The 12460-nt window shown below is 40.8% G+C and carries 12 protein-coding genes; 8 read left to right on the plus strand and 4 right to left on the minus strand.

Annotation, left to right across the window (positions count from 1 at the left end):
- Positions 1 to 35 precede the first annotated feature (35 nt).
- Positions 36 to 527 carry an Lrp/AsnC family transcriptional regulator gene (locus AQ505_RS07785; protein ID WP_062547656.1) on the plus strand — a complete coding sequence of 164 codons (492 nt, stop codon included), beginning with the start codon at positions 36 to 38 and terminating at the stop codon, positions 525 to 527.
- An 8-nt stretch (positions 528 to 535) separates the two neighbouring features.
- Here AQ505_RS07785 and AQ505_RS07790 read toward each other — a convergent pair whose 3' ends face one another.
- Genes AQ505_RS07790 through AQ505_RS07805 form a run of 4 tightly spaced genes read right to left on the minus strand, consistent with a single transcriptional unit; the run spans position 536 to position 5107 of the window.
- Positions 536 to 1753 carry an ABC transporter permease gene (locus AQ505_RS07790; RefSeq protein ID WP_062547657.1) on the minus strand — a complete coding sequence of 406 codons (1218 nt, stop codon included), beginning with the start codon at positions 1751 to 1753 and terminating at the stop codon, positions 536 to 538.
- An 11-nt stretch (positions 1754 to 1764) separates the two neighbouring features.
- Positions 1765 to 2514, minus strand: a complete 750-nt coding sequence (locus AQ505_RS07795) for an ABC transporter ATP-binding protein (protein WP_062547658.1) — start codon at positions 2512 to 2514, stop codon at positions 1765 to 1767.
- Positions 2511 to 3752, minus strand: coding sequence for an efflux RND transporter periplasmic adaptor subunit (locus AQ505_RS07800; RefSeq protein WP_062547659.1), 1242 nt, complete (start codon positions 3750 to 3752; stop codon positions 2511 to 2513). The genes AQ505_RS07795 and AQ505_RS07800 overlap by 4 nt, the downstream gene beginning before the upstream one ends.
- Positions 3753 to 3754: 2 nt before the next feature.
- The gene (locus AQ505_RS07805) at positions 3755 to 5107 is read right to left on the minus strand and encodes a TolC family protein (protein ID WP_062547660.1); all 1353 of its coding nucleotides are present in this window, start codon (positions 5105 to 5107) and stop codon (positions 3755 to 3757) included.
- 184 nt (positions 5108 to 5291) lie between these two features.
- On the opposite strand from AQ505_RS07805, the gene AQ505_RS07810 reads away from it, so the two are divergent.
- From AQ505_RS07810 to AQ505_RS07840, 7 genes are all read left to right on the plus strand, one after another.
- Entirely contained in the window at positions 5292 to 6383 is a 1092-nt protein-coding gene (locus AQ505_RS07810) for a sensor histidine kinase (protein WP_062547661.1), read from the plus strand.
- On the plus strand, positions 6358 to 7086 hold the full coding sequence (locus AQ505_RS07815; RefSeq protein WP_062547662.1) for a LytR/AlgR family response regulator transcription factor: 729 nt from the start codon (positions 6358 to 6360) through the stop codon (positions 7084 to 7086). Before AQ505_RS07810 ends, AQ505_RS07815 begins: the two co-directional genes overlap by 26 nt.
- 154 nt (positions 7087 to 7240) lie before the next feature.
- The gene (locus AQ505_RS07820; protein WP_062547663.1) at positions 7241 to 7678 is read left to right on the plus strand and encodes a MarR family winged helix-turn-helix transcriptional regulator; all 438 of its coding nucleotides are present in this window, start codon (positions 7241 to 7243) and stop codon (positions 7676 to 7678) included.
- A gap of 13 nt (positions 7679 to 7691) precedes the next feature.
- Positions 7692 to 8693, plus strand: a complete 1002-nt coding sequence (locus tag AQ505_RS07825) for an NADP-dependent oxidoreductase (protein ID WP_335337995.1) — start codon at positions 7692 to 7694, stop codon at positions 8691 to 8693.
- 96 nt (positions 8694 to 8789) lie between these two features.
- A complete protein-coding gene (locus tag AQ505_RS07830) occupies positions 8790 to 9950 on the plus strand; it encodes an iron-containing alcohol dehydrogenase (protein ID WP_062547664.1) in 1161 nt (386 codons plus the stop codon).
- A 173-nt stretch (positions 9951 to 10123) separates the two neighbouring features.
- Positions 10124 to 10807, plus strand: coding sequence for a response regulator transcription factor (locus AQ505_RS07835; protein WP_062547665.1), 684 nt, complete (start codon positions 10124 to 10126; stop codon positions 10805 to 10807).
- A gap of 38 nt (positions 10808 to 10845) precedes the next feature.
- A complete protein-coding gene (locus AQ505_RS07840; RefSeq protein WP_062547666.1) occupies positions 10846 to 12213 on the plus strand; it encodes a HAMP domain-containing sensor histidine kinase in 1368 nt (455 codons plus the stop codon).
- Positions 12214 to 12460: the final 247 nt, after the last annotated feature.

A 12460-nucleotide genomic window follows, 5' to 3' on the forward strand; every position in this document is an offset into this window, starting at 1 on the left:
AATTTGACAGAACAAATGCATTATTGATCTTAAATATGCCTACTCAAACAGAACAAGTCCGTCAGAACCCTTTGGTTTTAGATGATAAAGATTATGAAATCATGAGATTATTGCAGGAAAATGCAAAGCTCACGATCCGGGAAATCGCGTCTCAAGTACACCTGAGCCCAACTCCAACCCACGAAAGGATCAAAAGAATGGAAAGGGAGGGCGTAATCAGGAAATATGTGGCTTTGCTGGATAACCGGAAAATCAATAAGGGCATCATCGTGATTGTACAGATCTCGTTAAAAGTTCACAATAAGAAAGCAGCACAGGAATTTATAGATGCAGTATTGAACTTCAAAGAAGTGACTGAATGTTACAATATATCTGGTGATTTTGACTTTATGCTCAAGATAGTGACGGAAAGTATGGAAAGTTTTCATTCTTTCTCCATGAACAAGCTTAGTGAAATTCCGGGGATTGCACAAACGAAGAGTATTTTTGTGATGGATACCATTAAAGATACCCATCACTTGTTGTAAAAATACTTTTATTCGTAGTGCAGGGCTTCAATCGGATCTAACCTGGAGGCTTTTAGTGCTGGATAATAACCGAAAAATATGCCGGTTAAAGCGCAGACCAGGAAGGAAATGACGATAGAAGATTGCGAAATGACGGTTGGCCAATTGAGCATAGAAGGGATCACAATGGCTGCGGTAACGCCGAGTAATACGCCAATGATGCCACCGGTGATACTGATCATAACGGCTTCTATTAAAAATTGAAGCAAAATATCCACGCCTCGTGCACCAATAGACATTCTTAGTCCGATTTCACGGGTGCGTTCTGTTACGGATACATACATGATGTTCATAATGCCAATCCCACCAATTAGTAGGGAAATACTGGCAACAGCAGTCAGTAGGGCGGTAAGCATGCTGCTGGTGGAATTCATCATGGTCATTAACTCTGCCTGGGTACGTACCTGAAAATCATTGTCCTGATTGTCGCGAAGGTGATGCGTTTCCCTTAATATTTGGGTGATTTCATCTACAGCCGCATCTGAAGCATCTTCCCTGATCGCGGATGCGTAAATACTTCCAAAATAAATAGTAGATAATATCCTTTTTTGTACAGTCGTATACGGCGCAATGATAATATCGTCCTGATCTTGTCCAAAATTACTGGTTCCTTTAGGCACCAGTACCCCAATGACCTGAAAAGGGATTTTACCGAATCTGATGATTTTTCCAATCGGATCATCCCCGTTAGGAAATAGGTTGTCGACTACCGTTTTACCTAATAAACATACTTTTGCAGAGGCCCTTACATCCTGTTCGGAAAACAGGATGCCGTCTTTAACCTCCACTTTTCTGATTTCCAGGTAATCCGGACTAACGCCCTGTATGCTGGTTGGCCAGTTGTTTGCACCATTGATTGCTTGTCCACTGGAAGAGGCCAATGGAGAAATTAAAGCAATATCCGGTGCTTTTTTTAAAGCTTCTACATCTTTAATGGTCAGGGTTTTAAGGCTGCTGCCCATCATTCTTGCACCTCCAGGTTCGTTGCTGTAGGGTTGTATAGTGATCATATTTGAGCCCATACTGGCCAATGAAGCGTTGATACTTTGTTTGGAGCCCTCGCCGATAGACATCATGGTGATAACAGAAGCTACGCCTATAATGATACCCAGCATGGTGAGCAGCGCGCGTAATTTATTGCGTTGTAATGCCCTTATGGCTAGTTTGATCAGATTTAAGATTTTCATCGGCTTATCATTTAATAATCATCGGAAACTGGCAATTCGCTTAAAGCTGTTTTTGCAGAACGCGGGTTGGGATTGAGGGTGTCTTTTTGTACCCTGCCATCTTTTAACATCACCGTTCGACTGGTAAATGCAGCGATATCTGGCTCGTGCGTTACAAAAATAATGGTTTTGCCATTCTGATTGAGCTCCTGCATCAGCGACATGATTTCATAGGAAGTCCGGGTATCCAGGTTTCCTGTGGCCTCATCGGCCAAAATCATTACAGGTTCATTCACGAGTGCTCTTGCAATCGCCACCCTTTGCTGCTGTCCACCGGAAAGCTGATTGGGTGTATGGTCAAAACGACCATCTAATTTTACCGCCTGCAAGGCTGCAATCGCCCTTTCTTTACGCTCTTTGGTCGAAATAGTTGGATTATATAATAATGGGAGTTCTACATTTTCCAGGGCAGTTGTTCTCGGCAAGAGGTTATAAGCCTGAAAGACGAAACCAATTTTAGTGTTTCTCATCTTGGCCAGTTCATCTCTGCTCAGTTCCTTAACATTTACACCATCTAATATATAGCTGCCTTCTGTCGGTTTATCCAGGCAGCCCAGCATATTGAGTAAAGTGGTTTTTCCAGATCCACTGCTGCCCATGATAGTCAGAAATTCGCCTTTATTCACGTCAAAAGAAACACCTTTTAAGGCACGAACGATTTGATCACCCATAATAAACTCCCGTTTTACGTTCTGGATTTCCAGGATTTTTTGTCCGGTCATCTTTTACCTCCTCTTTTTGGCATAAATGGACTACTGGCTGCGGCAGTAGGGGTACCCGCTGAAGGGCCTGAGGCGCTGGTTACGACTACTTCGTTTTCTGAGAGTCCCGATAATACCTGTACATGCGTATTGTCATTCAAGCCGGTTTTTATTTTCTTTTGAAGGAGTTTATTCCCTGCTAATACCCATACATAAGCAGTAGGATTGGCTACTACATCTCCATCGATCGGTTTTTTAGCTTGGTTTTTTTGATTTCCTTTTCCCTCATTACCATTTCCTTTTTTATGTCCCGGAGCGGGAACAATTTCATATTTTTTGGAAAGTGAAGAGTCTGGATGGAACTTCAAAGCCTGTGCAGAAACAAGTAAAGCATTATTAACTTCTTTCGTGTAGATGATAATATTAGCGGTCATTCCCGGTTTTAACTTTTTATCATCGTTAGGTGCATCGATTAAAGTGGCATAAGTGACCACATTGGCAGAAATGGAAGGCTGCAAGCGGATTTCCTTAACGGTACCATTAAAGGTATCATCAATAAAAGCATCTACAGTAAAGGTGGATCTTTGTCCGGTCCGCACATTCCCTATATCTGCTTCATCTACTTTGGCCTGTACCTGCATTTTCGTGATGTCTTTGGCGATGGTGAAGAGGGTAGGCGTACTAAAACTGGCTGCTACTGTTTGCCCGATGCTCACACTTCTGCTCAATACTACGCCATCAATTGGGGAATAGATCTGTGTGAAGGAAAGGTTTCTTTCGGCTGCCCTTAATTGTGCTTTTACATTATTTACATTGGCTTTTGCTACCTGTAAGGTATTTAAAGCAAGGTCATAATCCGCTTTACTGATAGACCCGGTTTGGAATAATTGCTGCTGCCGGTTGAAATTAGCCTCCTGATAAGTTTGGTTACTCTGTGCCTGTATCAGGTTTGCCTTTGCTTGATCTACAGTAGATTGAATCAATACTTTATCCAGTTCTGCCAGTAGTTCACCCTTTTTAACGGTAGAATTGAAATCAGCATATAATGCGGAAATTGTTCCTGAAACTTGTGTACCTACCGTTACCGTATCCACTGGCTGTACCGTGCCGGTTGCAGTGACACTAGTAGAAATCGGCCCAATAACCGGTTTTTCCGTCGTCAGGTTGATGACTTGCTCTTTAGTCCTTAGAAAGAAATACCAGATACCGAATAACACGATGACAGCGGCAAGGATGAGGAAGATTTTTTTCGGTTTCATGGTTATAGTTTTATAGGTGTTCCAAGGTAGAATTCGTAGATTTTTGCGGCCAGTAAAGCATTGTATTTGGCTTGTATATAAGCTTGCATGGCCTGTACATATAGATTTCTTTGCTGATAAAAGTCGACTATGTTAGCAGCGCCAATCTTTAGTTCCTGATTCGCAATGCGATAAATTTCTGTATTGTACTTTAACTGCTCCGTAGCAGAAAGAAGTTGGTTTTTACTGTTTTGTGCAGAGATGAGTGCTTTTTCCGTCGTTAATGCCAAAGTAGTTCTGGTGTTTTCCAGGCTTAGCCTAGATTGTTCCAGATTGATCCTGGCCTTAGCCACATTGGTTTTATTGAGCCTATTGGTGAAAATGGGTACGGAAAGTGTTAATCCAGCTTGTTGGTTGAAATTGTTATCCAGCTGTTTAAATACATTGTAGTTTGGATCATTGGCGTAATTAGAGCCAATCCCAGCACCTAAGGTCAGAGTAGGTAAGTATCCTGATTTGGCTTTACTCAGATTGAGATCTGAAATTTGGATCCCTAATTCTGCATTTTTTACTTCCGGACGGTTCTTCAGTGCATATTGCTGTACGGTTTCCAAATCAGGGATATTGCTTTCAGCGATCAGCGTATCAGGTTTTACAATATCGAAATCCCTGCTATCCGGAAGTTGAAGCAATTGTTTTAAGGTGATTTTGTCCTGGCGTTCTGCATTTTGTGAGGCGGTCAGGTTGTAATTGTCGGTGGCAAGCTGCGCTTCGAACTGCACCACTTCTTTTTGAGCCGCAGAACCAACTTTAAAGCGATTTCTTGATTGTGCGAGTTGTGCTTCAGAGGTTTTAACCAGGTCTTGATTGTAGACAATACTTTCTTTATCCACCAGAATACTAAGGTAGGCTTGTGTAATTTGTAAAGTAATATCGTTCTCTGTTTCTAAAACGGTTAGTCCGGCAGACTGTACAGAAAGCTCTTTTTGCTTGATGTCTGTCTTTAAATATCCTCCTTTATATAAGGTCCAGGAAGAATTTAACCCATAAGAGCCTGAAGTATTGATCGCATTGCTTCCTGTGGTCTGTGTGACATTATAGTGGTTGAAGGATTGAGAAGCAGTGCTATAAAGATTTGGCAGCAAGGCGGATTTAGCTTGCAGCTGATCTTCTATGGCATTTTTTTTATCAAGGATCAGTCCTCTGATCTGTAGGTTGTTGATTTTTGCGTATTGTAAACAACTGGCGAGGTCCCATACCGGAGGGATCACTTTTAATGCGGAATCCTGGAGGCTGTTTCGATCTTGTCCAAATCCCTTTATACTGGAAATGCCAAGCGCGGAGAAGAGCAGGATTTTTAAAGTAAGTCGTAACATTATGATGCGTTTAAACTGCTAATAACATTCAAATCAACGCTTCTTTATGCGGTTAAAAAAACAGAATAGACGGGGAGGGCAAACACGCCGACGAATGGGTCGAATTCGTCGACGGTAAGATTTGGACTTTCTTTTAGCCTTTAAGTACCTTGGACTATCCAATTTGTACCTAATTCTAAACCAAATGGTTTCTTTAAAAAGCCGTTCCTATATTACCGTGCTATTGCATTTCCTGCTTTGGGGGTTGTTTGCTTTCATTTTGCTTTTTTATCACCCTTTGTCCTGGAATATCCGCCTGCCTTTACAGTTTTGGATTAAACAAGGACTCGTATTGGTGATTCTGATGCTGGTGTTTTACCTAAATAGTGGTGTGCTGGTGCCGCGATTGTTGCTGAAAAATAAGAATATCTTATTCATCGTTATTGTGCTGGCGATTGCTGTGCTTGCCGGCCCTTTGGTGAAAGGCCTTGAAAACATATTAGACCTGCCATTTCTGATGGAAAAGGCTGCTCAAAAGATTGGTATTCCACGTTTGCCAAGAAGAGACGATGGAATAGACCTTTTCTTAGTCATGATGATTTTGCTCATTGTTGGCATCAGCACCAGCCTAACCTTAATTCAGAAATGGCAAACCGATAAGCAATTAAGAGAACTATTAGAAAAGGAAAAGATCAGCTCAGAGCTCTCCTTTTTAAAGGCACAGATCAATCCACATTTCTTTTTCAATACTTTAAACAATATATATGCACTTACCCATGTGGATGTGGAAGCTTCTCGGAAAGCACTCCATAAGTTGTCAAGGATGATGCGCTACCTGCTGTATGAAACACAGCAAGGCAGTACGCCGCTGAGTAAAGAACTTTCCTTTATCAGTGACTATATTGAATTGATGCGCCTTCGTTTGAGTGATAATGTGAAAATATCTTTTGAAAAGTCGGGCCTGCAGGAGGAGCTGATGCTGGCTCCCATGCTCTTTCTTCCTTACATTGAAAACGCATTTAAACATGGGATAAGCATGCTTTCTCCTTCAGAGATTCGCATCACCATGAAAATGAATGGGCCAGTATTAGAGATGATGGTGGAGAACTCCATTTTTAAAGAGCAGCACACCTTGCCGGATGTTTATGGTGGAATTGGATTAACCAACACAAAACGACGTTTGGATTTGTTGTATCCAGGAAAATACACCTTTTCGGCTGCAAAGACTGAATCCGGCAATGCGTTTATCGTTCACTTAACACTAATTCTTGATGGTACTGAAATGTATAGCAGTTGATGATGAACCTCTGGCCCTCGGACTGGTTTGCAGTTTTGTGGAACAAACACCTTTTTTAGAGCTTAAAGGGTGTTTCTCCAGTGGGTTGAAGGCATTGGAAATGGTAAGGGAAGAGGAAATTGACCTCATCTTTCTGGATATTCAGATGCCTGATCTAAATGGAATTCAGGTGGCACGCTTGTTAGATCATCAGCCAGGTGGTTCAGGACCCAGGGTGATTTTTACCACTGCTTTTAATAATTTTGCAATAGATGGCTATAAGGTAGATGCACTCGACTATCTTCTGAAACCTTTTGATTATGAAGAGTTTTTAACCGCAGCAAATAAGGCCAGGAATTATGCGGAAATGAAAACTTCTGTTAAGCACCATGTAGAGCCTGCTGATGCATTTATCTTTCTGAAAGTAGAATACCAGTTGCTGAAGGTCGCAATTAAGGACATTCTCTATATTGAAGGTTTGAAAGATTATGTAAAAATATATCTGGAAAATAATGATAAACCAATACTCAGTTTAACCAGTCTTAAAGATCTGGAGGTTAAGCTTTCTCCTTCCACTTTTATGCGCGTTCACCGTTCCTATATTGTTTCACTGGATAAGATTACTGCGGTCACAAAAAGCACATTATATATCGGAGAACGTATGATCTCACTTTCTGAGCAACATAAGGAAGCCTTCAACTCTTACCTCAAAAAATGGCTTTAAATGTCTATAAAAGTGTTTTCTGGGGCTGTGTTACGTTTGTGTAGTTTTAAAATGACATTCTGAAAGCAATTTACTATTTGTATTCCTTGGAATTATAATCCATGGATGATATTTTTGTGTCTGCCTTTTATGAGGCTGAAATAAATTAAGAAACATGAAGATAGAAGAAGAGTTAAAACATCAATTTCTGACACCCCAGCAGCGGGCTGCCACGAATATCATTTTCACTTCTAACTGGATCCTGAACAAGATTGCAGTTGCGTTAAAACCAACCGGTTTATCGCTGCAACAGTTTAATGTGCTGAGTATTTTACATGGACAGGAGGGACAAACCGCCACTGTCAATCTGATCAAAGATCGTTTGATAGACCGGATGCCCAATGTTTCCAGGTTGCTCAATAAGTTGATGGATAAGGGCTTGATTGTTAAAGAGCGCAACTTGTCGGATCAACGTGTGGTGTATGTGACGCTGAGCCCTGAAGGGCTAAAGCTAAAAATGGCAGCCAGAGCGATTATCGATCAGGGGGTGCTCGACCTCAATAGTGAAGATGCTGATCTGCTGAATGACTTATTGGAAAAATTAAGAAAATAAAATTGTAAAGAAAATGGCTATGAACAAAGTAATTCTTTTGAACGCAAGACCGGTAGGAAAACCAGTCATGAGTGATTTTAAATTTATAGAAGAAGCGATGCCTGTGGCCAGTGATGGGCAGCTGCTGTTGAAAACCAAATATGTTTCTGTAGATCCGTATTTAAGGGGCAGAATGAATGACTCGGAATCTTATGTTCCACCATTTGAGCTAAATAAACCGATATCATCAGGCATAGTTGCAGAAGTAATAGAAAGTAAATTGACAGGTTTTGAAAATGGAGACTTTGTTTCCGGAAACCTGGAATGGAAAGAATATCAAAGCCATACTGGCCAGGGATTGATCAAAGTTGATCCTAAAGCAGCAGATCTAAGTGCTTATTTAGGGGTCCTTGGAATGACTGGTTTGACGGCTTATTGTGGTTTGTTAGAAATAGGAAAACCAAAAGCAGGGGAAACTATCGTTGTTTCGGGCGCTGCCGGTGCTGTTGGAACGGTGGTTGGTCAAATTGGTAAGATTTTAGGCTGTAGGGTAGTAGGAATTGCAGGTACCGATGAAAAGGTTGCCATGCTGAAATCTAAGTTGCATTTTGATGAAGCCATCAATTATAAAACCACTACAGACATGACTGCAGCTGTAAAAGCCGCTTGCCCGAATGGAGTAGATGTATATTTTGATAATGTTGGTGGGGCAATCTCTGACGCAGTATTGGCAAATCTGAACAGGTATGCCCGTATCCCGGTTTGTGGTGCCATATCACTGTATAATAATACGACAAAAGATGTTGGTCCTCGTATCCAAACCACGATGGTGATCAAAAGTGCTTTGATGCAGGGCTTTATCGTATCTGTATTTGCGGATAAATTCCCGGAAGCGATCGCGCAGATGAGTAGCTGGCTGAAAGAAGGTAAATTGACTTACACAGAAACAATAGTGGAAGGCTTTGACCAGATTCCTCAAGCTTTTATGGACCTTTTTGAAGGTAAGAATGAAGGTAAAATGATCGTTAAGATTTAATCTGATGATCTGTTATAATTAAAAGAATACTGTATTAGAGGAGCACTGATTTGAAGGCTCTGGTTAATAGTTTAATGATAAAATAATCAAATTGAGATGTTAAATTTTGAATTCAAAAACCCAACCAAAATCATTTTTGGAAAAGGAGAGATAAAAAAGATAAGTAAAGAAATTCCTACAGGTGCTAAAGTATTGGTGCTTTATGGCGGAGGAAGTATCAAAACCAATGGCGTATACGATCAGGTGATCGATGCACTAAAAGGCTTTGAAGTATTGGAGTTCTCAGGAATTCCAGCAAATCCAGAGTATGAGGTTTTGATGCAGGCACTAAAAGTGATCAAAGATGAAAAGATTACTTATATGCTGGCAGTAGGTGGTGGTTCTGTAATAGATGGTGTAAAATTCCTTTCAGCAGCAGCGTTATACGATGGTGATATGCCATGGGATATCCTGACGCAAAATATCAGAACAGAGAAAGGTTTGCCTTTTGCTTCGGTATTGACTTTACCAGCTACAGGATCAGAAATGAACTCTGGTGCAGTAATTACACGTAAGGAAACTCAGGAAAAACTAGCTATGGGCGGCCCTGGTTTATTTCCGGAATTTTCAATTCTTGATCCTGAAGTGATCAAATCTATTCCTAAACGCCAATTGGTAAATGGAGTAACTGATGCTTTTACGCATGTTTTAGAGCAGTATATGACCTATCCTGCAGGTGCACATCTACAGGATCGCTTTGCAGAAAGTATTTTGCAAACCTTGATTGAAGTAGGTCCAAAGGTGATTGAGAATCCGGAAGACTATGAATCTGCAGCCAACTTTATGTGGAGCTGTACGATGGCCTTAAACGGATTGATTCAAAAAGGTGTGCCCACCGATTGGGCTGTCCATGCAATGGGGCATGAGCTGACTGCCTTATTCGGTATTGATCATGCGAGAACACTGGCGATCATTGCGCCAAGTCATTACCGTTATAATTTCGAAGCTAAGAAAGAAAAACTGGCGCAATATGGTCAGCGTGTTTGGGGAATTACCACTGGTAGTATCGATGATATCGCCAACGCAGCCATAGCCAGAACTGAAGACTTCTTCCATTCCATGGAGATTGAAACGACACTTTCTGAGTATACGGATGATTTCGAAGGAACCGCACAAAAGATTTCGAAACGTTTTACAGAAAGAGGTTGGTTAGGATTGGGTGAACATAAAACCCTTTCTCCATCTGATGTAGAGAAGATCGTAGAAATGAGTTATTAAATCGTAACTCAGTATGATATTGTAGCCCCGGTTCTATCCGGGGCTTTTTTTATGCAAGAAATTTGGCAATTCATCTTTCTAAAAAAGCTTTAAATGCGGGATTCAGAAATAATTCAGGATATTTGCCAGCAGCCTTTTTCTGAAGATTTCCAGGAAAATAAAAAAGCATAAATATGAATCTGTTATTAGTTGAGGATGATCTTCGTGTTTCTGAGCTTGTCAAAAGAGGTTTGGAAGAGCATGGGTATCAGGTAACGCTGGCTTATGATGGCCTGATGGGCAAAAAATTAATGATTGCCAATCATTACGACCTGATCATTACTGATATTGTGCTTCCACAGCTAAATGGTATAGAGCTTTGCAGGGAAATTCGGCTGGTATGGTCAGAACTCCCTATCATCATGTTAACGGCCCTGGGAACTACAGAGGATAAACTGGATGGATTTGATGCCGGTGCAAATGACTACCTGGTGAAGCCTTTTGATTTTCGGGAACTTCATGCCCGTATTAAAGTACTGCTGAGCCGCAATGTTGGCGTTTTGCAGGCCCCAATAATCAAATTACTAAAATATGCAGATCTGGAAATGAACCTGCAAACGAATGTCGTGTGCCGGATGGGAGAGGAAATTAACCTGACACCTAAAGAGTTCAAGCTTTTGGAATATATGCTGCGCAATAAAGAAAGAATTCTGACCCGTACAGAGATCGCCGAAAAGGTTTGGGATACCCATTTTGATACCGGAACCAATTTTATTGATGTCTATATGAACTACCTGAGGAAAAAAATTGATAAGAACTTTGAAAATAAACTGATTCATACCAAAACCGGAATGGGCTTTATTTTTAAAGAAATTTAAATTTTTGGTTTATTAAACTGCTTTAATCAGCTGCTATTGTGAAAATCCGCTATAAACTGACACTTCTTTTTACATTGCTTTTTACACTGCTCATCTGTGCATTTGCTTTTTTTACCTATTATTCTTCGGCAGAAAATAGAGAAGATGAGTATTACAAACGATTAAAACAGCTAGCGATTACCAAAAGTAACCTGTTATTAGATGCTAAAGTAGCACCAGATGTTTTACAGCTGATCTATAAAAATGCGCCAAATAACCTGTTTCAGGAGGAAGTAGCAGTTTATGATACTTCTTTTCACCTATTGTACCATGATGCGGTAAATATTGACAAAATCAAGGAAACCAAAAGCATGATCGCCGAGATCGTGGCTAAAGGAGAGATTCAATTTAACCAGGGACAATTACAGGCGGTTGGCTTTCTTTATCCTTATAAAGGAAGAAATTATGTGGTGACTGCCGCCGCAAAGGACGAATATGGCCTTGCAAAGTTGCGTCAGCTGCGGTTTATACTGCTGATTTCTGTGTTGGGCAGCGTGGTGCTGACTGTTTTTGCAGGGTATCTTTTTGCCAGGCATGCTTTAAAACATGTGGCAGAAATGGTAGATGAAATCGAAGAGATGACCGCAAATAACCTCGATCAGCGTTTAAAAGTGGAAAATGCTAAGGACGAGATTGGTGAACTGGCGATCACCTTTAACCGGATGCTGGATCGTATTGAGCATTCTTTTGATGCACAAAAAGAGTTTGTTTCTCATATTTCTCATGAATTAAGAACACCTCTGGCCACTGTAATTGCTGAATTGGAGATCTCTCAAAATAAAGAGAGAACACCTTTGGAATACCAAAACGCGATAGGGCTGGCTTTAAAAGATGCGAGGAAGCTGGCCCGGCTGTCGACCAGTTTATTAGATCTGGCCAATGCCAATTACGACCAAACGGAGATTAGCTTCAAAGAACTTCGCCTCGATGAAGTGTTATTAGATGCTCGGATAGAGGTATTGCAGCACCAGCCAGAATATAAAGTAAACCTCATTTTTGATCAGGAAGCAGAAGATGACGATTTTATTTCTATCTATGGAAATGAGCATTTATTGAAAATCGCTTTCCTCAATTTGATGGAGAACAACTGTAAGTTCTCTGAAGATAAACAATCCAATGTTGCAATTTCCTATTATCAGGACAAAACGATGCTCCGTTTTTCTGATCAGGGTATTGGCATCTCGGAACAAGACCGTCTGCATTTATTCGACCCGTTTTATCGAGGGGATAACCAGTATTACGCAGAGGGAAATGGCATCGGCCTGGCGCTCACAAAAAAGATCATCACATTGCATAATGGTGAGATTTCTGTTATTTCTGAAAAAGGAGAAGGAACCACTTTTATCGTTACACTGACTCATGTTTAAGGCGTATTTATGCTTTCATTAAGGACCTGCTTGAGGGGGTTCTTAAGGAGGATGCTTCAGCTTTTTTATAGAGGTGACTCTTCCTTTCTAATCACTTTCTAATGATTTTCTAATCATGCCCTAACGGCCCTTTCCAAGGGCTAGAGGTACTTTTGTGTCATCAAAAAAACAAAACGTATGGACAAGCCTCCGTGTTATAAGCCATTAATTATTTACCCTCCCTATTCAGTGTAGTATTTCCGATACT

Origin of the sequence: Pedobacter sp. PACM 27299 (assembly GCF_001412655.1) — a bacterium.
Lineage (GTDB): Bacteria > Bacteroidota > Bacteroidia > Sphingobacteriales > Sphingobacteriaceae > Pedobacter.